A 21,619-nucleotide genomic window follows, 5' to 3' on the forward strand; every position below is an offset into this window, starting at 1 on the left:
GGCCTCACCCCCCTTGCACCTCCGGCTTCCCGTCCTCGTCTTCCCGCTCCCCGAAGTACGCCTCCACCAGGGCCGTCAGGGCGCGGCGCAGCTCGGCGTTGGCCGGTCGCTTGCCGGCCGCCAGCTGCTCCCGGATCTCCTGCGCCCAGGCCCGGTGGAAGACCAGGTGACGCACGTTCTTGCGCTTCGGCCGGTCCACCGGCCGCAGGTCGCCGTCGGCCACCAGGACGAACCGGTCGTCCAGCACGGCCACGACCAGATAGGGGCGGCCGCGGTCGCGCCCAGCACGGGATGTGACCAGTTGCCCGATGGATTCGTGCACGGGGCCACCTCCGGCCACAATTTATAGTATCGCCAGTCCAGCGCCTCAAGATTCCGCCCCGACGCCTCCCCAGGCCGCCCACGCCACCCGTCGGCATCGTCCCCCGCCGGGCGGGTTCGTCCGTCCATGGGCCTAGAAGGCGCCGGCGGTCAGCACCTCCGGCTCGCCCTCGGTGATCAGCACGGTGTGCTCGAAGTGGGCCGACAGGCTGCCGTCCACGGTGCGCACCGTCCAGCCGTCGGGGTCGGTGCGCACGGCGGGACCGCCCGCGTTGACCATCGGCTCGATGGCCAACACCAGTCCCGGCCGCAGCCGCAGACCCGTCCCGGGCTGGCCGTAGTTGGGCACCTGCGGGTCCTCGTGCATCGCCCGGCCGATGCCGTGCCCGGCGTAGTCCCGCACCACCGAGAAGCCGGCCGCCTCCACCACCTGCTGGACGGCGTGCCCAACGTCGCCCACCCGGTGCCCCGGCCGCGCCGCCGCGATGCCGGCCTCCAGCGAGCGGCGCGTGACCTCCAAGAGGCGGCGTGCCTCGGCAGACACCGCCCCGACGGCGAAGGTGGCCGCCGAGTCGCCGTGATAGCCGTGATAGCGCGCCCCGACGTCGATGGAGACCACGTCGCCCTCCCGGATCACCCGGCGGGGGCTGGGGATGCCATGGACCACCTCGTCGTTGATCGACGTGCAGATGCTGGCGGGGAACCCCTGATAGCCCTTGAAGGCCGGCTCGGCGCCGGCCTCGCGGATCAGCCGCTCCGCCAAGCGGTCCAGGTCCGCGGTGGTGATGCCGGGCCGCAGCGCCGACGCCAGCTCCCGCAGCACCGCCGCCACGATGCGTCCCGCCTCGCGCATCAACTCGATCTCCCGCGGGGACTTGAGCTCGATCATCGACCGACCCCCGTGATCCGCGCGATCTCCGCCTCCACCTCGGCGATGGGGCGGTCGGCCGCCACGGTGTGCAACAGGCCGGCGTCCCGGTAGTAGTCGACCAGCGGCTGGGTCTGGCGACGGTAGACCTCCAGCCGCTGGCGCACCGTCTCCTCGCGGTCGTCGGGCCGCTGGACCAGCTCGGCGCCGCAGCGGTCGCAGCGGCCCTCCACCTGCGGCGGATCGAAGCGCACGTGGTAGGTGGCGCCACACGCAGGGCAGACGCGGCGACCGCTCAGGCGCTCAACCACCACGGCGTCGGGGACGTCGAAGTACAGGACGCCGTCCAGCCCCACGCCCAGCTCGGCCAGCACCGCCTCCAGCCCCTCGGCCTGGGCCACCGTGCGCGGAAACCCGTCCAGGAGGAACCCGGCCCGGCAGTCCGGCTGCGCCAGCCGCTCCCGCACCAGGCCCAGGGTCACGTGGTCGGGCACCAGCTGGCCCGCGTCCATGTACCGCTTGGCCTCGCGGCCCAGAGGCGTCCCCTCGCGCACCGCCGCGCGGAACATGTCGCCCGTGGCGATCTGCGGCACCCCGGCACGCTGGGCCAGCCGTGCCGCCTGCGTCCCCTTGCCCGCCCCCGGCGGGCCGAGAAAGATCCAGCGCACGTTACCCCTCCCCACCGCTGGCCGGCGGCCAACGCCGCCGGTCCCGGTCGGCCCCGCGGCGGCCGCGGCCGGGCGCGTTGCCGAGCGGTCCGGACCGCCGTCGGCCGCCGCATGGCCGGCCGCGCGGCCCAGCGCCCGGGGGCCCCGGGGGCGATCCGACGGGAGCAGCGCGCCCCCTGGACCGCGCCGCCGGCCTGGCCCGGACCCCGGCCCGGGGCCGGTTCGTCCGGTCGGCGGCTCTCACCGCTTCATGAAGCCCTGGTACTGCCGCATCAGCAGGTGGGCCTCGATCTGCTTCATCGTCTCGAGGGCCACGCCGACGACGATCAGCAGGGCGGTGCCGCCGAAGTACACGGTGGCGATGTGGGTGACCCCGCGGACCAGCAGCGGCAGCACGGAGATCAGCGCCAGGAACAGCGCCCCCGCCACCGTGATGCGGGTCACCACGCGGGCCAGGTACTCGGCGGTCGGCCGGCCGGGCCGCAGGCCCGGGATGTAGCCGCCGTACTTGCGCAGGTTGTCGGCGATGTCCTGGGGGTTGAAGGTGATCGCCGTGTAGAAGAACGTGAACCCCACGATCAGCCAGAAGTAGATGACGGTGTTCAGCGGCGTGCCCCAGCCGAACCAGCGGCCGATGAATTGCGACCACCCCGCCTGGGGGAAGAACCCGGCCACCGTCAGCGGCAGGGCCACCAGGGAAGCCGCGAAGATCACCGGGATCACGCCCGCCTGGTTGACCCGGATGGGGATGTGGGTGCTCTGGCCGCCGTAGATCCGTCGCCCCACCACGCGCTTGGCGTACTGCACCGGGATGCGCCGCTGGCCCTCGGTCACCCACACCACGGCGACGATCACCGCCAGGCCGAGCACTACCAGCAACAGGATCTGGAACAGCGTCACCGACCCGGCCCGCCACATCTCCGTCAGGGTGACCAGGCCATGGGGCAGCCGCGAGACGATGCCGGCGAAGATCAGCAGGCTGATGCCGTTGCCGATGCCGTTCTCCGTGATCTGCTCGCCGATCCACATGAGCAGCACGGTGCCGGCGGTCAGCGTGATGGCCACCACGGCCATCCCGGGGAAGCCCGGCCACTCCAGGGCCCCGGCCCGGTGCAGGTAGTAGGCGATGCCACCCGCCTGCAGCAGCGCCATGACCACGGTGCCGTAGCGGGTCAGCTGGGTCAGCCGGCGGCGCCCCTCCTCGCCCTCCTTGGCCAGTTCCTCCAGCCGCGGGATCACCACCGTCAGCAGCTGGACGATGATCGACGCGTTGATGTAGGGCGTGATGCTCATGGCGAACACGGACACCGTGGCCAGCGCGCCGCCGGCGAAGAGGTCCAGCAGCTGGAAGATCGAGCCCGTGGCGAAGAGCGGCGCCACGCGCTCGGGGATCACGCCCGGCGTGGGCACGTGCACCCCCAGGCGGAACACCAGCAGCATCGCCAGCGTGAAGAGGATGCGGGCGCGCAGGTCGCCGATCTTGATGGCGCGGCCCAGGGTGGCCAGCATGTCAGATCACCTCGGCCCGGCCGCCCGCCTGCTCGATCTTGGCACGGGCCGAGGCGCTGAACTTGTGGGCCCGCACCGTCAGGGCCACCTTGATCTCGCCGTCGCCGAGCACCTTGACGCCATCCCGGCCCTTCTTGATCAGGCCGTGCTCCTGGAGGAGCTCGGGGGTCACCTCCGTGCCCGGCTCGAAGCGGTTGAGGTCCTCCACGTTGATCACGGCGTACTCCTTGCGGAAGGGCGCGTTGGTGAAGCCGCGCTTGGGGATGCGCCGGTGCAGGGGCATCTGCCCGCCCTCGAAGCCCGGCCCCTTGGCGCCACCCGAGCGCGCCTTCTGTCCCTTGGTGCCCCGTCCCGCCGTCTTGCCGTGACCGGAGCCGATGCCGCGGCCCACCCGCTTGGGGCGGCGGCGGGCACCCGGCGCCGGCTTCAGCTGGTGCAAGCCTGCCATGCTCCCTACCCCCGTCGTCCGACTCGACCGGCACCCGGCCCAGGCTCCGTCAGCCGATGAGCTCCTCCACCGGCTTGCCCCGCAGCCGGGCCACCTCCTCGGCGCTGCGCAGCGACTTCAGGCCCTCCATGGTGGCGTACACCACGTTGGCCGGGTTGTTGGAGCCCAGCGACTTGGTCAGCACGTCCCGGATGCCGGCCGCCTCCATCACCGCCCGCACGGGGCCGCCGGCGATGACGCCCGTCCCCGGCGCCGCCGGCTTCATCAGCACCCGCCCGGCCCCGAACTCGCCCACCACGGGATGGGGGATCGTGGTCCCCACCCGGGGCACCTCGATCATGTTCTTCTTGGCCTTCTGCACGGCCTTGCGGATGGCATCCGGGATCTCCGCCGCCTTGCCCATGCCGACGCCCACCCGGCCGTTGCCGTCGCCAACCACCACCAGGGCGTTGAAGTTGAAGCGGCGGCCGCCCTGGACCACCTTGGATACGCGATTGATGGCCACCAGCCGCTCCTGCAGCTCGTCACCGTCCTGCTGCCGCCTGCGATGACGCGCCACGCCGTCCCCTCCTTCCGGCTGGGATCAGAACTGCAGACCCGCCTCCCGGGCCGCCTCGGCCAGCGCCTTGACCCGCCCGTGGTACCGGTAGCCCCCGCGATCGAAGACGACCTTGGTGATGCCGCGCGCCAGCGCCCGCTGGGCGATGGCCCGCCCCACCACCTTGGCCGCCTCCACGTTCCCGCCGTAGCCGCCCACCGCCTCGCGCAGCTCGGGTTCGACGGTGGACGCGGCCACCAGGGTGACGCCCGCCTCGTCGTCGATCACCTGGGCGTAGATGTGCTTCAGGCTGCGATAGACGTTGAGCCGCGGGCGCTCCGGCGTCCCGAACACCTTCTTCCGAACCCGCCGGTGCCGGCGCTGGCGGGCTTCCTCCCGCGTCTTGGGCTTCCGCGCCATGTTCCGGACACCCCGTCCCTTCGCGACCAGCGTTACTTGCCCGTCTTGGCCGGCCGCAGGGCCACCCGTTCGTCGGTGTAGCGGATGCCCCGCGGACCGTCGGCGTAGCGGAACCGGCTGAGGGGCCGCTTGGCCCGGATGGTCGCCGCCACGTTGCCCACCAGTTCCTTGTCGATGCCCCGCACCACCACGGTGTTGGCCGCCGGCACCTCAATCTCGATGCCCTCCGGCGGCACGTACTCCACCGGGTGCGAGTAGCCGAGGCTCATGACCAGCTTGCGCCCCTGCTTGGACGCGCGGTAGCCCGCGCCCTCCAGGGTCAGGGAGCGCTCGTAGCCCTGGGTCACCCCGGTGATCATGTTGGCCACCAGGGTGCGGAACAGGCCGTGCAGGGCGCGACGCTGGCGCTCGTCGTCCTGACGGCGCACCACCACCTGGCCGTCCTCCACCGCCACCTCCAGGCCGGCGGGGATGGTGCGCTCCAGCTGCCCCTTGGGTCCCTTGACCCGCACCACGTTGCCCTCGACGGTCACCTGCACCCCCTGGGGGATGGGGATGGGCTTCCTGCCAACCCGCGACACGCGATCCACCTCCCGCTCGGCAGATTCCCGCGCCTCCCGCGCCCGACCGGTGCCGGCGATCCCGCGGGCCCTCGCCCCGCGGCGCTCACCAGATGTAGCACAGCACCTCGCCGCCGACACCCTCCGCGCGGGCCTGCTTGTCGGTCATGATGCCGCGGGACGTGGACAGCACCGCGATCCCCAGCCCGCCCAGCACGCGGGGGATCTGGTCCTTGCTGGCGTAGATCCGCCGGCCGGGCTTGGAGATGCGCTTCAGCCCCTGGATGACCCGCTTCTTGCCCGGCCCGTACTTGAGGAAGATGCGGATCACGCCCTGCTTGCCGTCGTCGATCCACTGGTAGTCGTGGATGTAGCCCTCCTGCTTGAGGATGTCGGCGATGGCCCGCTTGATCTTCGATCCCGGCACGTCGACCCGCTCATGCCCCACCATGTTCGCGTTCCGGATGCGCGTCAGCATGTCCGCGATGGGGTCGGTCATGGTCATGGGCAGAACCCCCTTTCCCGCCACGCCGGGAGCTCACCAGCTGGCCTTCTTGACGCCCGGGATCTCGCCGCGATGGGCCAGCTGCCGGAAGCAGTGCCGGCACAGGCCGAAGCGGCGCATGTACGCCCGGGGCCGGCCGCAGATCTTGCAGCGGTTGCGCTTGCGCACCGCGTACTTCGGCTCCCGGTTGGCCTTGACGATCAGCGCCTTGCGCGCCATGGACCCACCTCCTCACTGGCGGAACGGCATGCCCAGCAGGCGCAGCAACTCGCGGGCCTCCTCGTCGGTCTCGGCCGTGGTGACGATGGTCACGTCCATCCCGCGCACCTTCTCGATGTCGTCGTAGTCGATCTCCGGGAAGATCAGCTGCTCCCGCAGTCCCAGGGTGTAGTTGCCCCGTCCGTCGAAGCTGTCGGGGTCGAGCCCGCGGAAGTCGCGCACCCGCGGCAGCGCCAGGAAGATCAGCTTCGTCAAGAAGTCCCACATGCGCTGCTTGCGCAGGGTCACCTTGCAGCCGATGGCCATGCCCTTGCGCACCTTGAAGGCCGAGATCGACTTCTTCGCCCGGGTGACCATCGGCCGCTGGCCGGTGATCAGCGCCAGCTCCTTGACGGCGCTGTCCAGCAGCTTCGGGTTCTGGATGGCGTCCCCCACGCCCATGTTGATGACGATTTTCTCGATCCGGGGGACCTGCATGATGCTGGTGTACCCGAAGCGCTCCATCAGCGCCGGGACCACTTCCTTCTCGTACTTCTCCTTCAGATTGGTGACCACGGTGGCCATGGACTTGCCCTCCCCCGCCGGCGCCGCGCCGGTGGCTCCCGGCCGTTCGCGCCGGCCTCACGATGCCTGCCGCCCTCCACCGCGGACGAACCCGGCCGGGCCCCGGCAAGGCCTCAGCGATCGATGACCTCGCCGCACTTCTTGCACGCCCGGACCCGGCGCCCGTCGTCCAGCTGCTTCTTGGCCACGCGGGTGGGCCGGCCGCACCGCGGGCAGACCAGCATCACGTTGGACCGGTGGATCGGCGCCTCCTTCTCGATGATGCCGCTCTGCACCACGCCCGGCCGCGGCCGCTGGTGGCGCTTGACGATGTTGACGCCCTCCACCACCACCCGCTCCTCGGCGGGCAGCGCCCGCAGCACCTTGCCCTTCTTACCGGCGTCCTTGCCGGAGATGACCAGGACGGTGTCACCCTTGCGAATGCTCATCTTGCGCGCCATGGGGGATCCCCTTCCCGCGCCCTCCCGCGTGCGCCCGCAGGGCGTCGACCGCCGGCGTCCGCCGGCTCACAGCACCTCGGGCGCCAGGGAGATGATGCGCATGAACTGTCGATCCCGCAGCTCGCGGGCCACCGGACCGAAGATGCGCGTGCCCCGCGGCTCGTGGGCATCCCGCAGGATCACGGCCGCGTTGTCGTCGAACCGGATGTGCGAACCGTCTTCACGCCGCAATCCGTGGCGCGTGCGGACCACCACCGCCCGCACCACGTCGCCCTTCTTGACCACGCCCCCGGGCGTTGCGGACTTGACCGACGCCACCACCACGTCGCCGATGTTCCCGTACCGCTTCGCCGAACCGCCCAGGACGCGGATGACCATGATCTCCTTGGCGCCGGTGTTGTCCGCGACGACCAGGCGCGACTGGGGCTGGATCATCCGCCAACACCTCCTTCCGGCGCCGTCGTGCGGGCCTCATGCGGGAGGCTGCTGGTCCTCCACCGGCTCCTCCGCGGCCTCCTCGATGAGGGCCAGCTTCGGCCGCTCCAGGATCTCCACCACCCGCCACCGCTTGTGCCGGCTCAGCGGACGGGTCTCCATGATCCGCACCTTGTCGCCCACGCGGCACTCGTTGTTCTCGTCGTGGGCCATGAACTTCTTCGTCCGGCGGATGCGCTTGCCGTAGAGGGGGTGGGGCACCAGCCGCTCCACCGCCACCACCACGGTCTTGTCCATCTTGTCGCTCACGACGACGCCGACCCGCGTCTTGCGCTTCCCCCGTTCCTGGGCCATGGACCGGACTACCTCCCTTCGCTACCGGTGTCCCGCAGGGCGGCCAGCTCCCGCTCGCGCTGGATGGTCTGCACCCGAGCGATGTCCCGCCGCACCTGGCGCAGGCGCATGGGGTTGTCCAGCTGCCCGGTGGCGGCCTGGAAGCGCAGGTTGAAGAGCTCCTCCTTGAGCTCGCGCAGCTTCTTCGCCAGCTCCTCGTCGGACAGCTCGCGGAGCTCCCTAGCCTTCATGGGCCTCACCACCCACCGCGCGGGTGACGAACTTCGTCTTGATGGGCAGCTTGTGGGAGGCCAGCCGCATCGCCTCGCGGGCCGTCTCCTCCGGCACCCCGGCGATCTCGAAGAGCACGCGCCCGGGCTTGACCACCGCCACCCAGTACTCGGGGCTGCCCTTGCCGCCGCCCATGCGGGTCTCGGCGGGCTTCTTGGTCACCGGCTTGTCCGGGAAGATCTTGATCCACACCTTGCCGCCGCGCCGGAGGTGACGGGTCATGGCCACGCGCGCCGCCTCGATCTGGCGGTCGGAGACCCAGCCCCGTTCCAGGGCCTGCAGGCCGTACTCGCCGAAGGTCACCGTGTTGCCGCGCTGGGCCACGCCCCGCATCCGGCCGCGATGCTGCTTGCGCCACTTGACGCGCTTGGGCATCAACATGGCTCATCGGCCTCCCTGGGCGCCCTGCTCGGCCGTGGCCCGCTGGGCCCCCGGCAGGACCTCCCCGCGGTTGATCCACACCTTGACGCCGATCTGGCCGTAGGTGGTGAACGCCTCGGCCTGGCCGTAGTCGATGTCGGCGCGCAGGGTATGCAGCGGCACGGACCCCTCCGCCGTCCACTCGCTGCGGGAGATCTCGGCGCCGCCCAGGCGCCCGGAGACGCGGATCTTGCAGCCCTTGGCGCCGGCCCGCATCGCCCGCTGCAGGGCTTGCTTCATCGCCCGCCGCCAGGAGATGCGTCGCTCGATCTGGGCGGCGATGTTCTCCGCCACCAGCTGGGCGTCCAGCTCAGGCTCCTTGACCTCGACCACGTTGATCGCCACCTGGCGGCCGGTCATGCGCTCCAGGTCCTGGCGCAGCGCCTCGACGCCGGTACCGCCCTTGCCGATCACCATCCCCGGCTTGCCCGCGTGGATGGTGAGGCGGATGCGGTTGGCCGCCCGCTCGATCTCCACCCGGGAGATGCCGGCGTCGTACAGGCGCTTCTTGATGTGCTGGCGGATCTTGTGATCCTCCAGGAGCAGGTCGACGAACTCCTGGCGCCGCGCATACCAGCGCGAGTCCCAATCCCGGATGATGCCGAGCCGAAACCCCTTCGGGTGCGTCTTCTGCCCCACCTTACCCCTCCTTCCTCTCCGCCACGATCACCGTCACGTGGCTGGTGGGCTTGCGGATGGGGAAGGCCCGTCCCCGGGCCCGCGGGCGCCAGCGCTTGAGGCGCGGCCCCTCGTCCACGTACGCCTTGGTGATGTACAGCCGATCCTCGTCCATGTCGTGGTTGTTCGTGGCGTTGGCGACCGCCGAGCGCACCACCTTCTCCACGATGCGCGCAGCCTTCTTCGGTGTGTACCGCAACAACGTCAACGCCTCGCCCACGGGCTTGCCGCGGACGAGGTCGATCACCTGGCGCGCCTTGCGCGGCGACACCCGGACGAACCGTGCCACCGCCCGGGCCTCCATGGCGTTCCCCCCTTCGCGGCTCGCCCTCACCGCACCCGGGCCTGCCGCTCCGTCTTGTCGGCGTGGCCGCGGAAGGTGCGGGTGGGCGCGAACTCACCCAGCTTGTGGCCGATCATGTCCTCCGTGATGTAGACCGGGACGTGCTTGCGGCCGTCGTGGACCGCGATGGTGTGCCCCACCATCTCGGGCACGATGGTGCTGTCCCGCGACCAGGTGCGGATGACCCGGCGCTGGTTCTTCTCGTTGAGAGCCCGGATCTTCTTCAAGAGCTTCGGGTCCACGTACGGCCCCTTCTTCAGGGAGCGCCCCACGCAGACTGCACCTCCTTGTCCGCGGGCCGGACCGCGCCGCCCCGCCACCCTCGGCCGCCCCAGGGGCGGCGCCGCGGTGCCGCGGCCGCGCCTCCGCCTCCAGCGCACCGGCCGGCTACTTCCGCCGCCGGACGATCAGGCGGTCCGAGGGCTTCTTGCGACGGGTCTTCTTGCCCTGGGCCGGCTTGCCCCACGGGGTCACGGGATGGCGCCCGATGGGGGCCTTGCCCTCGCCGCCGCCGTGGGGATGGTCCACGGGGTTCATCGCCGAGCCGCGGACCGCAGGCCGGCGCCCCAGCCAACGGCTGCGGCCGGCCTTGCCGATGGTCACGTTCTCGTGGTCCAGGTTGCCGACCTGACCGATGGTCGCCTTGCACTCCAGGCGGACCAGGCGCACCTCGCCCGACGGCAGCCGCAGGTGGGCGTAGTCGCCCTCCTTGGCCACCACCTGGACCTCCGCCCCCGCCGCCCGGGCGATCTGGCCCCCCTTGCCCGGCTTGAGCTCCACGTTGTGCACCGTGGTCCCCACCGGGATGTGGCGCAGGGGCAGGGCGTTGCCCGGCCGGATGTCCGCGTCGGGACCGGACATCACCGTATCGCCCACCTTCAGCCCGACGGGCGCCAGGATGTAGCGCTTCTCCCCGTCGGCGTAGTGGAGCAGGGCGATGAAGGCGGTCCGGTTCGGATCGTACTCGATGGACGCCACCTTGGCCGGCACGCCGTCCTTGTCGCGCTTGAAGTCGATGATCCGGTACCGCCGCTTGTGCCCGCCGCCGCGGTGGCGCACGGTGATGCGCCCCTGGGCGTTGCGGCCGGCCTTCTTCTTCAACGGCGCCAGCAGCGACTTCTCCGGTTCGTCCCGGGTGATCAGCTGCTTGTAGTCCAGCACCGTCATCTGGCGCCGGCCCGGGGACGTGGGCTTGTACTTGCGGATCGCCATGGCTCGATGCCCCCTTCGGGCGGCCGGCGTCGCCGGCGCCCGCTCCACCTGGTGCGTCCGTCAGGACACGTCCTCGAAGAACTCCTTGATCCGGTGCCCCTCCGCCAGGGTGACGATGGCCTTCTTGGCGTCGGGCTGGTAGCCGGCGTAGCGACCCACCCGGCGCAGCTTGCCCCGCACCCGGACGGTGTTCACCTTGCGCACCTTGACCTTGAAGATCTCCTCCACCGCGCGCTTGATCATGGTCTTGTTGGCCTTCGGGTGCACCAGGAAGGTGTACTTGTTCTGCGCCAGCTGCTCCATGCTCTTCTCCGTGATCACCGGGCGCAGGATGATGTCGCGGGGATCGGTGATCATGCCCCCAGCACCTCCTCCACCCGGTCCACCGCCTCCCGGGCGAGCACCACGTGGCCGTGGCGCAACACCTTGTAGACGTTGAGCCGGTCGACCGTCTCGGTGTCAACCCCCGGCAGGTTGCGCGCGGATAGGTACAGCGTCTTGTCCGGCTCGGCCAGGACGAAGAGCGGTCGCTTGCCCTCGAGGTCCAGGCGCCGGATCAGGGCGGCCATCTCCCGCGTCCGCGGCCGCTCCAGACCCAGGTCCTTGAGCCCCTCGAGGACGATCAGCTCCCCGTCGGCCACCTTGGCCGACAGGGCGGAGCGCAGCGCCGCCCGCCGCGCCTTCTTGGGCATCGCCTGGCTGTAGTCCCGCGGCTGCGGGCCGAACACGACGCCGCCCTTGCGCCAGTGGGGCGCCCGGATGCTGCCCTGGCGGGCCCGGCCGGTCCCCTTCTGGCGCCACGGCTTGCGCCCGCCGCCGGACACCATGCCCCGCGTCTTGGTGGCCGCCGTGCCCCGGCGCTGGTTGGCCAGGTAGCGGACCACCGCCTGGTGCATCAGCGCCTCCCGGATCGGCGCCCCGAAGACGGTCTCGCTGAGCTCGATCTCCCCGACCCGCTCGCCCTGGGTGTTGTAGACCGCCACCCTCGGCATGGGGTTGTCCTCCTTTCGCCGCCCTCCCGAGCTCAGGCCAACCGCGCCTTGCGCGGCACGTTGGTCTTGCGGATGGCCACCAGGCCACCCCGGGGCCCGGGGACGGCGCCCTTCACCAGCAGCAGGTTGCGCTCCGGGTCGACCCGCACCACCTGCAGGCCCCGCACCGTCACCCGCTGGTGGCCGGCGCGGCCCGCCATCTTGCGGCCCTTGAAGACCCGCGCGGGGTCGGTGGAGGGCCCCAGCGAGCCGGGCCCCCGGTGGTACTTGGAGCCGTGACTCATCGGTCCCCGGCCGAAGCCGTGCCGGGCGATGGGCCCCAGGAACCCCTTGCCCTTGGAGGTGCCCGTCACGTCCACGTACTCGCCCGCCTTGAACAGGTCCACGGTGACCTGCTGGCCCACCTCCGGCAGCGGCTCGTCGTCGTCGACCCGGAACTCGCGCAGCACCCGCACCGGTTCGACCCCCGCCTTCCGGAAGTGGCCGGCCATCGGCTTGTTGACCTTGCGCGGCTTGATCTCGCCGAAGCCCAGCTGCACGGCGCGGTAGCCGTCCCGCTCCTTGGTGCGGGTCTGCACCACCACGCACGGCCCGGCTTGGATGACGGTGACGGGCACCGCCCGGCCCTCGTCGTCGAAGATCTGCGTCATGCCCAGCTTGCGACCCAACAGGCCGACGCCCATGGGTTGCACCTCCGTTCGCCGTGCTGTCCCCGACCCGCGGCGCGGCGCCCGCGACGGCTCAGAGCTTGATCTCGATGTCCACGCCGGCGGGCAGGTCGACCCGCCGCAGGGCGTCGATGGTCTTGGGCGTCGGGTCGATGATGTCGATCAGGCGCTTGTGGGTGCGCATCTCGAACTGCTCGCGGTGGTCCTTCTCCCCGTTGGGCGCGGTCAGCACGGTGAACACGCTGCGCTCCGTGGGCAGCGGCACGGGGCCGGAGATCTTCGCGCCCGTGCGCCGCGCCGTCTCCACGATCTTCTCGGCCGATTGGTCGAGCACGCTGTGGTCGAACGCCCGCAGCTTGATCCGGATCTTCTGCCGGGCCATGGTTCATCCCCCCTTGCGTCGCCGGACCAACCGGACTCACTCGAGGATCTTGGTGACGACGCCGGCGCCGACGGTGCGGCCGCCCTCCCGGATGGCGAACCGCAGCCCCTCCTCGATGGCAATGGGGGTGATCAGCTCCACCGTCATCTCCACGTTGTCCCCGGGCATGCACATCTCCACGCCCTCCGGCAGCTGGATCTCCCCCGTCACGTCCGTCGTCCGGAAGTAGAACTGCGGCCGGTAGCCGTTGAAGAACGGCGTGTGCCGCCCGCCCTCCTCCTTCTTCAGCACGTACACGTTCCCCACGAACTTCTTGTGCGGGTTGATCGACCCCGGCTTCGCCAACACCTGCCCCCGCTCCACCTCGTCCTTGTCCAAGCCCCGCAACAAGCACCCGATGTTGTCCCCCGCCACCGCCTCGTCCAAGACCTTCCGGAACATCTCCACGCCCGTCACAACCGTCTTCTTCGGCTTGTCCGCAAACCCCACCAGCTCCACCTCGTCGCCCACCTTCACGCGGCCGCGCTCCACACGACCCGTCGCCACCGTCCCGCGCCCCGTGATGGAGAACACGTCCTCCACCGGCATCAGGAACGGCTTATCCACATCCCGCTGCGGCGTCGGGATGTACTCGTCCACCGCCTTCATCAACTCCAAGATCGCCTGCTCCGCTTCCGGATCGCCCTCCAGCGCCTTCAGCGCCGACCCCTTGATCACGGGCACCTCATCGCCCGGGAAGTCATACTGGCTCAAAAGCTCCCGCACTTCCAGCTCCACCAGCTCCAAAAGCTCCGGATCATCCACCATGTCCACCTTGTTCAAAAACACCACGATGTACGGCACGCCCACCTGCCGCGCCAGCAGGATGTGCTCCCGCGTCTGCGGCATCGGCCCGTCCGCCGCGCTCACCACCAGGATCGCGCCGTCCATCTGCGCCGCGCCCGTGATCATGTTCTTGACGTAGTCGGCGTGCCCCGGACAGTCCACGTGCGCATAGTGCCGCTTGTCCGTCTCGTACTCCACGTGCGCCGTCGCGATCGTGATCCCCCGCTCCCGCTCCTCCGGCGCCTTGTCGATCTGCTCGTAGGCCACAAACTGCGCCTTCCCCTGCTTCGACAACACCTTCGTGATCGCCGCCGTCACCGTCGTCTTCCCATGGTCCACGTGCCCGATCGTCCCCACGTTCACGTGCGGCTTCGTCCGCTCGAACTTCGCCTTGGCCATCGCCGGAACGCCTCCCTCGTCGTCGGTTCGTCCGTCACCGCGCCGGCGTGCGTCGCCTCAGCGCGCGGCCCGTGCCCGGTCGCTCCGGGCCTCGATGATCTGATCGGCGATGTTCTTCGGCACCTGCTCGTAGTGGCTGAACTGCATCGTGTAGGTGCCGCGCCCCTGGGTCTTGGACCGCAGGTCCGTGGCGTAGCCGAACATCTCGGCCAGCGGCACCAGCGCCCGGATCACCTGCAGGCCGCCGGCCTCGGGCTCCATCCCCTCCACCCGGCCCCGCCGGGCGTTGATGTCGCCGATGACGTCGCCCATGTACGCCTCCGGGACGACGACCTCGACCTTCATGATGGGCTCCAGCAGCACCGGGCCCGCCTGCAGGGCGGCGTTGCGGAAGCCCATGGAACCGGCGATCTTGAAGGCCATCTCCGAGGAGTCCACCTCGTGGTAGGAGCCGTCCACCAGCGACACCCGCACATCGAGCACGGGGTAGCCGGCCAGGATGCCGTTCTGCATGGCCTCCCGGACGCCGGCCTCCACCGCCGGGATGTACTCCTTGGGCACCACGCCGCCGACGATCTTGTTGACGAACTCGAATCCGCCGCCCGGCTCCAGGGGCTCGATCTCCAGGACCACGTGGCCGTACTGGCCGCGGCCGCCCGTCTGTCGGATGTACTTGCCCTCGGCCCGGGCCGGCCGCGTGATGGTCTCCTTGTACGCCACCTGCGGCTTGCCCACGTTGGCCGCGACCTTGAACTCCCGCATGAGCCGGTCGACGATGATCTCCAGGTGCAGCTCGCCCATGCCGGAGATGATGGTCTGGCCCGTCTCCTCGTCGGTGTGGACCCGGAAGGTCGGGTCCTCCTCCGCCAGCTTGTTGAGGGACTCGCCCAGCTTGTCCTGGTCGGCCTGGGTCTTGGGCTCGATGGCCACCGAGATCACCGGCTCCGGGAACTCCATGGACTCCAGCACGATGGGCGCGTTCGGGTCGCACAGCGTCTCGCCGGTGATGGTGTCCTTGAGGCCGACCGCCGCCGCGATGTCGCCGGTCCAGACCTCGTCCACCTCTTCGCGGTAGTTGGCGTGCATCCGCACGATGCGGCCGATCCGCTCCTGCCGCCCCTTGTTGCTGTTGTAGACGTAGCTGCCGGCCTTGAGGTGGCCGGAGTAGACGCGGAAGAAGGCCAGCTTGCCGACGTACGGGTCCGTCATGATCTTGAAGACCAGGGCCGCGAAGGGCTCATCGTCGCTGACCTTGCGCTCGACCTCCTGGCCGGTCTTCGGGTCGATCCCCCGCACGGCGGCGATGTCCAGGGGCGACGGCAGGTAGTCCACCACCGCATCCAGCAGCGGCTGCACGCCCTTGTTGCGGTAGGCGGTGCCGCACAGCACCGGCACCAGCTGGAGGTTGATGGTGCCCTGGCGCAGGGCGGCGCGGATCTCCTGGGCGGAGATGGGCTCACCCTCCAGGTACTTGACCATCAACCCCTCGTCGATCTCGGCCACGGCCTCCAGCAGCTTCTCCCGGTACTCCTCGGCCTGTTCCCGCATGTCGGCGGGGATCTCCTCCGCCTCGTAGCGGGTGCCGAGATCGTCCCGGTAGAAGATGGCCTTCATCTCCACCAGGTCGACGATGCCGCGAAAGCTGTCCTCGACCCCGATGGGCAGCTGGATGGCCACGGGGTTGGCGCCCAGGCGCTCCCGCATCTGGTCCAGGACCCGGAAGAAGTTGGCGCCCACCACGTCCATCTTGTTGACGAAGGCGATGCGGGGCACCCGGTACTTGTTGGCCTGGCGCCACACCGTCTCGGACTGCGGCTCGACGCCGCCGCGGGCCGCGAAGATGGCGATCACACCATCCAGGACGCGCAGCGACCGCTCCACCTCCACGGTGAAGTCCACGTGCCCGGGCGTATCGATGATGTTGATCCGATGGTCCCGCCAGAAGCAGGTGGTGGCGGCGCTGGTGATGGTGATGCCGCGCTCCTGCTCCTGCACCATCCAGTCCATGGTGGCGGCGCCTTCGTGGACCTCGCCCATGCGGTGCACGCGACCGGTGTAGTACAGGATGCGCTCGGTGGTGGTCGTCTTGCCCGCGTCGATGTGGGCGGCGATCCCGATGTTGCGCGTCCGCTCGAGGGGATACTCCCGGGGCATGTCGTCCCTCCTTCCTCCGCCGCGCCCGGCCGTCCGGTCCGCCCCGGACGGCCGCCCCTGCTCACCAGCGGTAGTGGGCGAAGGCGCGGTTGGCTTCCGCCATGCGGTGCACCTCTTCCTTGCGCCGCACGGCACCGCCCGTGTTGTTGGCGGCGTCGATCAGCTCGTTGGCCAGGCGCTCCACCATTGTCCGCTCGTGGCGCTGGCGCGCGTACTCCACAATCCAGCGCAGCGCCAGGGACAGCCGGCGCTCGGGCCGCACCTCCAGCGGCACCTGGTACGTGGCGCCGCCCACCCGCCGCGGCCGCACCTCCAGCACCGGCATCGTGTTGCGCACCGCCTGCTCGAACACCTCCAGCGGGTCGCGGCCCGTCTTCTCCTTGACCCGCTCGAAGGCCTGGTAGACGATGCGCTGCGCCAGGCTCTTCTTGCCGTCCCACATCACCTTGTTGATCAGTCGGGCCACCCGCTCGCTGCCGTACACGGGATCCGGATCGATCGGACGCCGTGGCACCCTGCCTCGCCTGGGCATGCCCCTCCTCCTTTCGTGCCACCCCTCGTGCCACCCGCGGCCCGCCGTGACATGCGGCGACGCCCGCTCCGGGCGTAAAAAATTCCTCGCCGGGTTCGGGGACGAACCCGCCCCGCGCTGGCAGGGCCGCCGGCGGCGAGGATGCGCCCGGAAGCGAGCGCCGGCCCGGGCCGCCCGCTTCCCGCGAGCCGTGGTTCAGCCGAGAGCGTCAGGACTTGGGCCGCTTGGCCCCGTACTTGGACCGCCCCTGGCGGCGCTTCTCCACCCCGGCCGCATCCAGCGCGCCGCGGATGATCTGATAGCGCACGCCCGGCAGGTCCTTGACGCGACCGCCGTGGACCAGCACCACCGAGTGCTCCTGGAGGTTGTGGCCCTCGCCAGGGATGTAGGCCGTCACCTCGATGCCGTTGGTCAGGCGCACTCGGGCGATCTTCCGCAAGGCGGAGTTGGGCTTCTTGGGCGTCGTCGTGCGCACCTGCAGGCACACGCCGCGCTTCTGCGGGTTCCCGCGCAGCGCCGGCGCGCCCGTCCGGCGGACCACCCGCTGTCGTCCCTTGCGCACCAGCTGGTTGATGGTCGGCACGCCCGTCACCTCCTTCCCATCGGCGATCCCGCGGCCGCAGGCCGCCCTCACTCCTCAAGGATGGCGGCGGAGGCGGCCCCGACCTTGATCTTGCACGCACTGCCCAGTTCGCGCATGGTGTCGACGTACTCCAGTTCGACGCCGCGCGCCTGGCACGCCTGCACCAAGTCGCGCACCACGTGGGGCTCGGCGTCCCGGGCCACGTACACCCGCACCGCCTCGCCCCGCAGGACCGCCTTCAGGGTCTGCTTGGTGCCGACGGTGCGGCGCCGGGCCGCCCGCAGGCGATCCAGGGACATCCGCGCTGGCCCTCCTTCGTGCGACCGGCCGCCCGCCGGGCGCGATTCATCAGGCCAAGACACACTCGATAAGTGTAGCACCCGCCCTGGGGCAGGTCAACGCGGCCCGGCCCCGGCCGGCATCGCCGCCGGGGCAGGGCCGCGCCGGTCACGGAGACCGCTCGGCGTCGTCCTCCGCCGCGCTGGCCGGTTCGTCCGCGACTCCATCCCCGGCCGCGCCGGAGGCCGCGCCATCGGCCGCCGGGGCCGCGCCGTCGCCGCCCGGCACGGCGCCGTCCTGGCCCTCGCCGTCCGGCGCGTCCGCGCCGCCGGTCCCGGCGCCGTCGGTGCCCGCCGCCGCGCCCGCGGCCTCGTCCAGCAGCGCGGCGCCGTCACCACCCGCCGCCAGGCTCTGGGGGACCACGGGACCGTTGACCGCCCCATCCACCGCCACGCCGTCGGCCGGGGCCGCCGCACCATCCTCACCCAGGGCGCGGGCGGCCAGCGTCTCGGCGCGGCGCACCTGGGCCATGACCTCCCGCTCCGACTTGCCCTCCACCAGGATCTGCATGCGGCGGTAGCGGCTCATGCCGGTGCCGGCGGGGATCAGCTTGCCGATGATCACGTTCTCCTTGAGCCCGAGGAGCGGGTCGGTCTTGCCCTTGATGGCCGCCTCCGTCAGGACCCGGGTGGTCTCCTGGAAGGAGGCCGCCGACAGGAACGACTCGGTGGCCAGGGCCGCCTTGGTGATGCCCAGCAACACCGGCCGCGCTACCGCGGGCCGCGCCCCCTCGGGCAGCTGGGCGTTGGCCTCCTCGAACTCGAACACGTCCACCAGGCCGCCGGGCAACAGGTCGGTGTCGCCCGCGTCCTCCACCTTCACCTTCCGCATCATCTGGCGGATGATGATCTCGATGTGCTTGTCGTTGATGTCCACGCCCTGCATGTGGTAGACCTTCTGGACCTCCTGCAGCAGGTACAGCTGGACGGCCTGGACGCCCTTGATCTTCAGGATGTCGTGGGGGTTGATGGGCCCCTCCGTCAGCACGTCGCCGGGTTCGACCCGGTCGCCGTCCCGCACCAGCAGGCGCGCGCCGAAGGGCACGGTGTAGGCCTGCCACGACCCGTCGTCGGCGATGACCCGCACCTCCCGGCGCTGCTTGGTCTCGACCACCTTGACCGTGCCGCCCACCTCGGTCATCACCGCCTGCCCCTTGGGCTTGCGGGCCTCGAACAGCTCCTCGACCCGGGGCAGACCCTGGGTGATGTCCTCGCCGGCGACGCCGCCGGTGTGGAAGGTGCGCATGGTCAGCTGCGTCCCCGGCTCGCCGATGGACTGGGCGGCGATGGTGCCCACGGCCTCACCGATGCTGACCATCTTGCCCGTCGCCAGGTCGCGGCCGTAGCACCGCGCGCACACCCCGTGCCGGGACCGGCAGGCCAGCACCGACCGGATCTCCACCGACTGGATGCCGGCGTCGACGATGGCCTGGGCGCGGTCCTCGTCGATCTCCTCGCCCGCCGGCACGATGACCTCGCCCGTCTCGGGGTGCACGATGTCCCGGACGGCGATGCGGCCGACGATACGATCCTGCAGGGACTCGATGACCTCCTCGCCGTCGCGGATCTCCGAGACAGTGATGCCCTCGGTGGTGCCGCAGTCCTCCTCGCGGACGATGACGTCCTGGGAGACGTCCACCAGCCGCCGGGTCAGGTAACCGGAGTCGGCCGTGCGCAGCGCCGTGTCGGCCAACCCCTTGCGCGCCCCGTGGGTGGAGGTGAAGTACTCCAGCACCGTCAGCCCCTCGCGGAAGTTGGACCGCACCGGCTGCTCGATGATCCGGCCCGACGGGTCGGTCATCAGGCCGCGCATGCCCCCCAGCTGGGCGATCTGGGTGAGGTTTCCGCGGGCGCCGGAGATCGCCATCATGTACACCGGGTTGAAGTGGTCCAGCACCCGGGTCAGCTCCTGGGTCACCTTGTCCTTCGTCTTGTTCCAGATGTCGATGATCTTCTGGTACCGCTCCTCCGCGCTGATGAGACCCCGGCGGTACTGGCTCTCCACCTGCTCCACCTGGGCCTCCGCCTCGGCGATGTACTCCGCCTTCTTCTCGGGGATCTTGACGTCGCCGATGGCGATGCTGGTGCCGGCCTGGGTGGCGAAGTGGAAGCCCAGCTCCTTGATGGCGTCCAGCATCTCCACCGTCTTGGCGTACCCCAGGCGCCGGAAGCTCTCGGCCACGATGTCGCCCAGCTTCTTCTTGTCGACCGGCTCGTTGATGAACCGCAGCTCCACCGGCAGCGCCTCGTTGAAGATCACCCGGCCGACGGTGGTCTCGATCAGCCTGCGGCCCTCCGCGGTCTGGACCCGCGCCTTGATCCGCGCGTGGACCTCCACCTGCTTGAGCTGGTAGGCCATCAGCACCTCGTCGGCGGAGCTGAAGATGCGGCCCTCGCCCTTGGCGCCCTCCCGCTCCAGGGTCAGGTAGAAGCAGCCCAGCACCATGTCCTGGGTGGGCGTCACCACGGGCTTGCCGTCCTTGGGGTTCAGGAGGTTGTGGACCGACATCATCAGGATGCGCGCCTCGGCCTGGGCCTCCGCCGACAGGGGCACGTGCACGGCCATCTGGTCGCCGTCGAAGTCGGCGTTGTACGCCGTGCACACCAGCGGGTGGATCTGGATGGCGCGGCCCTCCACCAGCACGGGCTCGAAGGCCTGGATGCCCAGGCGGTGCAGCGTGGGCGCCCGGTTGAGCAGCACCGGGTGCTCCTTGATGACCTCCTCCAGCACGTCCCAGACCTCGTCCCGCACCCGCTCCACCATGCGCTTGGCGCTCTTGATGTTGTGGGCGTAGCCCAGCTGCACCAGCCGCTTCATGACGAAGGGCTTGAACAGCTCCAGGGCCATCTCCTTGGGCAGCCCGCACTGGTGCATCTTCAGCCGCGGGCCGACGACGATCACCGAGCGGCCGGAGTAGTCGACCCGCTTGCCCAGGAGATTCTGGCGGAACCGCCCCTGCTTGCCCTTGAGCATGTCCGAGAGCGACTTCAGCGGCCGGTTGCCGGGGCCGGTCACCGGCCGCCCGCGGCGGCCGTTGTCGATCAGGGCGTCGACGGCCTCCTGGAGCATGCGCTTCTCGTTGCGCACGATGATGTCCGGCGCACCCAGGTCCAGCAGCCGCTTGAGCCGGTTGTTCCGGTTGATCACGCGCCGGTAGAGGTCGTTGAGGTCGGACGTGGCGAAGCGGCCGCCGTCCAGCTGCACCATCGGTCGCAGGTCGGGCGGGATGACCGGGATGGCCTCCAGGATCATCCACGTCGGGTCGTTGCCCGACTTGCGGAACGCCTCCACCACCTCCAGCCGGCGCACGGCCCGCAGCCGCCGCTGACCGCTGGAGTTCTTGATCTCCGCGCGCAGCTCCTCGGCCAGTTCGTCCAGGTCGAGGCGCTCCAGCAGCTCCTTGATCGCCTCGGCGCCCATGCCCGCCCGGAAGGCGTTGCCGTACTTCTCCCGCGCCTCGCGATACTCGGTCTCCGTGAGCAGCTGCTTCTCCAGCAGCGCCGTCTCACCGGGATCGATGACCACGTAGGCGGCGAAGTACAGCACGCGCTCCAGCGCCCGGGGCGACATGTCCAGCAGCAGGCCGAGGCGCGACGGGATGCCCTTGAAGTACCAGATGTGGCAGACGGGCGCGGCCAGCTCGATGTGGCCCATGCGCTCGCGCCGCACCTTGGACTGGGTGACCTCGACGCCGCAGCGGTCGCAGATGATGCCCTTGTAGCGGACCCGCTTGTACTTGCCGCAGTGGCACTCCCAGTCCTTGGTCGGTCCGAAGATGCGCTCGCAGAAGAGGCCATCCCGCTCGGGCTTGAGGGTCCGGTAGTTGATGGTCTCGGGCTTCTTCACCTCGCCCTTGGACCACTCGCGGATCTTCTCGGGCGACGCCAGGCTGATGCGGATGGCGTCGAAGTGGTTGACGTCCTGGACAAGGCCCTCCCCGATGCGGTCCTGGAAGCTCTCGATGGTCTTCACG

At 70.5% G+C, this 21,619-nt stretch carries 30 protein-coding genes; all 30 read right to left on the reverse strand.

Going from position 1 to position 21,619, the window contains the following annotated elements; all coding sequences use genetic code 11:
• Positions 1 to 4 precede the first annotated feature (4 nt).
• The 30 genes from E1B22_RS03125 to rpoC all read right to left on the reverse strand — a co-directional run bounded on the left by E1B22_RS03125 (position 5) and on the right by rpoC (position 21,618).
• The gene (locus E1B22_RS03125; protein ID WP_135224520.1) at positions 5 to 322 is read right to left on the reverse strand and encodes a KOW domain-containing RNA-binding protein; all 318 of its coding nucleotides are present in this window, start codon (positions 320 to 322) and stop codon (positions 5 to 7) included.
• Between the two features lie 132 nt (positions 323 to 454).
• Complete coding sequence (gene map / locus E1B22_RS03130) at positions 455 to 1,210, reverse strand: type I methionyl aminopeptidase (RefSeq protein WP_135224521.1); 756 nt, start codon at positions 1,208 to 1,210, stop codon at positions 455 to 457.
• The gene (locus tag E1B22_RS03135; RefSeq protein WP_135224522.1) at positions 1,207 to 1,857 is read right to left on the reverse strand and encodes an adenylate kinase; all 651 of its coding nucleotides are present in this window, start codon (positions 1,855 to 1,857) and stop codon (positions 1,207 to 1,209) included. Before E1B22_RS03135 ends, map begins: the two co-directional genes overlap by 4 nt.
• A 240-nt stretch (positions 1,858 to 2,097) precedes the next feature.
• Positions 2,098 to 3,366, reverse strand: a complete 1,269-nt coding sequence (gene secY, locus E1B22_RS03140; RefSeq protein WP_135224523.1) for a preprotein translocase subunit SecY — start codon at positions 3,364 to 3,366, stop codon at positions 2,098 to 2,100.
• A gap of 1 nt (position 3,367) precedes the next feature.
• Positions 3,368 to 3,814 (reverse strand): 50S ribosomal protein L15, encoded by a 447-nt coding sequence (gene rplO, locus E1B22_RS03145; RefSeq protein WP_135224524.1) that lies wholly within the window; start codon positions 3,812 to 3,814, stop codon positions 3,368 to 3,370.
• A 49-nt stretch (positions 3,815 to 3,863) separates the two neighbouring features.
• Positions 3,864 to 4,373, reverse strand: a complete 510-nt coding sequence (gene rpsE, locus E1B22_RS03150; RefSeq protein WP_135224525.1) for a 30S ribosomal protein S5 — start codon at positions 4,371 to 4,373, stop codon at positions 3,864 to 3,866.
• A 24-nt stretch (positions 4,374 to 4,397) separates the two neighbouring features.
• Entirely contained in the window at positions 4,398 to 4,772 is a 375-nt protein-coding gene (gene rplR, locus E1B22_RS03155; protein ID WP_135224526.1) for a 50S ribosomal protein L18, read from the reverse strand.
• A 32-nt stretch (positions 4,773 to 4,804) separates the two neighbouring features.
• A complete protein-coding gene (rplF, locus tag E1B22_RS03160) occupies positions 4,805 to 5,353 on the reverse strand; it encodes a 50S ribosomal protein L6 (protein ID WP_135224527.1) in 549 nt (182 codons plus the stop codon).
• Positions 5,354 to 5,438: 85 nt separating this feature from the next.
• Complete coding sequence (rpsH, locus tag E1B22_RS03165; protein WP_135224528.1) at positions 5,439 to 5,837, reverse strand: 30S ribosomal protein S8; 399 nt, start codon at positions 5,835 to 5,837, stop codon at positions 5,439 to 5,441.
• 33 nt (positions 5,838 to 5,870) lie between these two features.
• The gene (locus E1B22_RS03170) at positions 5,871 to 6,056 is read right to left on the reverse strand and encodes a type Z 30S ribosomal protein S14 (RefSeq protein ID WP_135224529.1); all 186 of its coding nucleotides are present in this window, start codon (positions 6,054 to 6,056) and stop codon (positions 5,871 to 5,873) included.
• Between the two features lie 12 nt (positions 6,057 to 6,068).
• The gene (rplE, locus tag E1B22_RS03175) at positions 6,069 to 6,620 is read right to left on the reverse strand and encodes a 50S ribosomal protein L5 (protein WP_135224530.1); all 552 of its coding nucleotides are present in this window, start codon (positions 6,618 to 6,620) and stop codon (positions 6,069 to 6,071) included.
• 113 nt (positions 6,621 to 6,733) lie between these two features.
• Complete coding sequence (gene rplX / locus E1B22_RS03180) at positions 6,734 to 7,060, reverse strand: 50S ribosomal protein L24 (protein ID WP_135224531.1); 327 nt, start codon at positions 7,058 to 7,060, stop codon at positions 6,734 to 6,736.
• Positions 7,061 to 7,126: 66 nt separating this feature from the next.
• Entirely contained in the window at positions 7,127 to 7,495 is a 369-nt protein-coding gene (gene rplN / locus E1B22_RS03185; RefSeq protein WP_135224532.1) for a 50S ribosomal protein L14, read from the reverse strand.
• A gap of 36 nt (positions 7,496 to 7,531) precedes the next feature.
• Positions 7,532 to 7,849: a 30S ribosomal protein S17 gene (rpsQ, locus tag E1B22_RS03190; RefSeq protein WP_135224533.1), complete on the reverse strand. Its 318-nt coding sequence runs from the start codon at positions 7,847 to 7,849 to the stop codon at positions 7,532 to 7,534.
• An 8-nt stretch (positions 7,850 to 7,857) separates the two neighbouring features.
• Positions 7,858 to 8,079, reverse strand: coding sequence for a 50S ribosomal protein L29 (gene rpmC, locus E1B22_RS03195; protein ID WP_135224534.1), 222 nt, complete (start codon positions 8,077 to 8,079; stop codon positions 7,858 to 7,860).
• On the reverse strand, positions 8,069 to 8,500 hold the full coding sequence (rplP, locus tag E1B22_RS03200) for a 50S ribosomal protein L16 (protein ID WP_135224535.1): 432 nt from the start codon (positions 8,498 to 8,500) through the stop codon (positions 8,069 to 8,071). The genes rpmC and rplP overlap by 11 nt, the downstream gene beginning before the upstream one ends.
• A gap of 3 nt (positions 8,501 to 8,503) precedes the next feature.
• Entirely contained in the window at positions 8,504 to 9,178 is a 675-nt protein-coding gene (gene rpsC / locus E1B22_RS03205; protein WP_135224536.1) for a 30S ribosomal protein S3, read from the reverse strand.
• 1 nt (position 9,179) lies between these two features.
• Positions 9,180 to 9,521 (reverse strand): 50S ribosomal protein L22, encoded by a 342-nt coding sequence (gene rplV / locus E1B22_RS03210; RefSeq protein ID WP_135224537.1) that lies wholly within the window; start codon positions 9,519 to 9,521, stop codon positions 9,180 to 9,182.
• Positions 9,522 to 9,547: 26 nt separating this feature from the next.
• Entirely contained in the window at positions 9,548 to 9,832 is a 285-nt protein-coding gene (rpsS, locus tag E1B22_RS03215) for a 30S ribosomal protein S19 (RefSeq protein ID WP_135224538.1), read from the reverse strand.
• A 115-nt stretch (positions 9,833 to 9,947) separates the two neighbouring features.
• Entirely contained in the window at positions 9,948 to 10,772 is an 825-nt protein-coding gene (gene rplB, locus E1B22_RS03220) for a 50S ribosomal protein L2 (protein ID WP_135224539.1), read from the reverse strand.
• 60 nt (positions 10,773 to 10,832) lie between these two features.
• Positions 10,833 to 11,126, reverse strand: coding sequence for a 50S ribosomal protein L23 (gene rplW / locus E1B22_RS03225; protein WP_207669939.1), 294 nt, complete (start codon positions 11,124 to 11,126; stop codon positions 10,833 to 10,835).
• The gene (rplD, locus tag E1B22_RS03230; RefSeq protein ID WP_135224541.1) at positions 11,126 to 11,764 is read right to left on the reverse strand and encodes a 50S ribosomal protein L4; all 639 of its coding nucleotides are present in this window, start codon (positions 11,762 to 11,764) and stop codon (positions 11,126 to 11,128) included. The genes rplW and rplD overlap by 1 nt, the downstream gene beginning before the upstream one ends.
• Positions 11,765 to 11,796: 32 nt before the next feature.
• Complete coding sequence (gene rplC / locus E1B22_RS03235; RefSeq protein ID WP_135224542.1) at positions 11,797 to 12,447, reverse strand: 50S ribosomal protein L3; 651 nt, start codon at positions 12,445 to 12,447, stop codon at positions 11,797 to 11,799.
• A gap of 58 nt (positions 12,448 to 12,505) precedes the next feature.
• Positions 12,506 to 12,814: a 30S ribosomal protein S10 gene (rpsJ, locus tag E1B22_RS03240; protein WP_135224543.1), complete on the reverse strand. Its 309-nt coding sequence runs from the start codon at positions 12,812 to 12,814 to the stop codon at positions 12,506 to 12,508.
• Between the two features lie 36 nt (positions 12,815 to 12,850).
• Positions 12,851 to 14,038: an elongation factor Tu gene (gene tuf, locus E1B22_RS03245; RefSeq protein WP_135224544.1), complete on the reverse strand. Its 1,188-nt coding sequence runs from the start codon at positions 14,036 to 14,038 to the stop codon at positions 12,851 to 12,853.
• Between the two features lie 57 nt (positions 14,039 to 14,095).
• Complete coding sequence (gene fusA / locus E1B22_RS03250) at positions 14,096 to 16,192, reverse strand: elongation factor G (RefSeq protein ID WP_135224545.1); 2,097 nt, start codon at positions 16,190 to 16,192, stop codon at positions 14,096 to 14,098.
• A gap of 61 nt (positions 16,193 to 16,253) precedes the next feature.
• Positions 16,254 to 16,724 carry a 30S ribosomal protein S7 gene (rpsG, locus tag E1B22_RS03255; RefSeq protein WP_135224546.1) on the reverse strand — a complete coding sequence of 157 codons (471 nt, stop codon included), beginning with the start codon at positions 16,722 to 16,724 and terminating at the stop codon, positions 16,254 to 16,256.
• Between the two features lie 208 nt (positions 16,725 to 16,932).
• Positions 16,933 to 17,307 carry a 30S ribosomal protein S12 gene (gene rpsL, locus E1B22_RS03260; RefSeq protein WP_135224547.1) on the reverse strand — a complete coding sequence of 125 codons (375 nt, stop codon included), beginning with the start codon at positions 17,305 to 17,307 and terminating at the stop codon, positions 16,933 to 16,935.
• A 47-nt stretch (positions 17,308 to 17,354) separates the two neighbouring features.
• Complete coding sequence (locus E1B22_RS03265) at positions 17,355 to 17,606, reverse strand: ribosomal L7Ae/L30e/S12e/Gadd45 family protein (RefSeq protein WP_135224548.1); 252 nt, start codon at positions 17,604 to 17,606, stop codon at positions 17,355 to 17,357.
• Positions 17,607 to 17,754: 148 nt separating this feature from the next.
• Positions 17,755 to 21,618 (reverse strand): DNA-directed RNA polymerase subunit beta', encoded by a 3,864-nt coding sequence (gene rpoC / locus E1B22_RS03270; RefSeq protein ID WP_135224549.1) that lies wholly within the window; start codon positions 21,616 to 21,618, stop codon positions 17,755 to 17,757.
• Position 21,619: the final 1 nt, after the last annotated feature.

The organism is Thermaerobacter sp. FW80 (assembly GCF_004634385.1).
Lineage (GTDB): Bacteria > Bacillota > Sulfobacillia > Thermaerobacterales > Thermaerobacteraceae > Thermaerobacter > Thermaerobacter composti.

Excerpts from the sequence above, each read along its gene's own strand:
- rpsQ (WP_135224533.1), bottom strand. The coding sequence starts at position 7,849 with ATGGCCCAGGAACGGGGGAAGCGCAAGACGCGGGTCGGCGTCGTCGTG.
- rplE (WP_135224530.1), bottom strand. The coding sequence starts at position 6,620 with ATGGCCACCGTGGTCACCAATCTGAAGGAGAAGTACGAGAAGGAAGTG.
- rplP (WP_135224535.1), bottom strand. The coding sequence starts at position 8,500 with ATGTTGATGCCCAAGCGCGTCAAGTGGCGCAAGCAGCATCGCGGCCGG.
- rplR (WP_135224526.1), bottom strand. The coding sequence starts at position 4,772 with ATGGCGCGGAAGCCCAAGACGCGGGAGGAAGCCCGCCAGCGCCGGCAC.
- rplX (WP_135224531.1), bottom strand. The coding sequence starts at position 7,060 with ATGGCGCGCAAGATGAGCATTCGCAAGGGTGACACCGTCCTGGTCATC.
- rplV (WP_135224537.1), bottom strand. The coding sequence starts at position 9,521 with ATGGAGGCCCGGGCGGTGGCACGGTTCGTCCGGGTGTCGCCGCGCAAG.
- rplB (WP_135224539.1), bottom strand. The coding sequence starts at position 10,772 with ATGGCGATCCGCAAGTACAAGCCCACGTCCCCGGGCCGGCGCCAGATG.
- rplO (WP_135224524.1), bottom strand. The coding sequence starts at position 3,814 with ATGGCAGGCTTGCACCAGCTGAAGCCGGCGCCGGGTGCCCGCCGCCGC.
- rplD (WP_135224541.1), bottom strand. The coding sequence starts at position 11,764 with ATGCCGAGGGTGGCGGTCTACAACACCCAGGGCGAGCGGGTCGGGGAG.
- rplN (WP_135224532.1), bottom strand. The coding sequence starts at position 7,495 with ATGATCCAGCCCCAGTCGCGCCTGGTCGTCGCGGACAACACCGGCGCC.
- secY (WP_135224523.1), bottom strand. The coding sequence starts at position 3,366 with ATGCTGGCCACCCTGGGCCGCGCCATCAAGATCGGCGACCTGCGCGCC.
- rpsG (WP_135224546.1), bottom strand. The coding sequence starts at position 16,724 with ATGCCCAGGCGAGGCAGGGTGCCACGGCGTCCGATCGATCCGGATCCC.
- fusA (WP_135224545.1), bottom strand. The coding sequence starts at position 16,192 with ATGCCCCGGGAGTATCCCCTCGAGCGGACGCGCAACATCGGGATCGCC.
- E1B22_RS03265 (WP_135224548.1), bottom strand. The coding sequence starts at position 17,606 with ATGTCCCTGGATCGCCTGCGGGCGGCCCGGCGCCGCACCGTCGGCACC.
- E1B22_RS03170 (WP_135224529.1), bottom strand. The coding sequence starts at position 6,056 with ATGGCGCGCAAGGCGCTGATCGTCAAGGCCAACCGGGAGCCGAAGTAC.
- map (WP_135224521.1), bottom strand. The coding sequence starts at position 1,210 with ATGATCGAGCTCAAGTCCCCGCGGGAGATCGAGTTGATGCGCGAGGCG.
- rpsH (WP_135224528.1), bottom strand. The coding sequence starts at position 5,837 with ATGACCATGACCGACCCCATCGCGGACATGCTGACGCGCATCCGGAAC.
- rpmC (WP_135224534.1), bottom strand. The coding sequence starts at position 8,079 with ATGAAGGCTAGGGAGCTCCGCGAGCTGTCCGACGAGGAGCTGGCGAAG.
- rpsJ (WP_135224543.1), bottom strand. The coding sequence starts at position 12,814 with ATGGCCCGGCAGAAGATCCGGATCAAGCTGCGGGCGTTCGACCACAGC.
- rplC (WP_135224542.1), bottom strand. The coding sequence starts at position 12,447 with ATGGGCGTCGGCCTGTTGGGTCGCAAGCTGGGCATGACGCAGATCTTC.
- tuf (WP_135224544.1), bottom strand. The coding sequence starts at position 14,038 with ATGGCCAAGGCGAAGTTCGAGCGGACGAAGCCGCACGTGAACGTGGGG.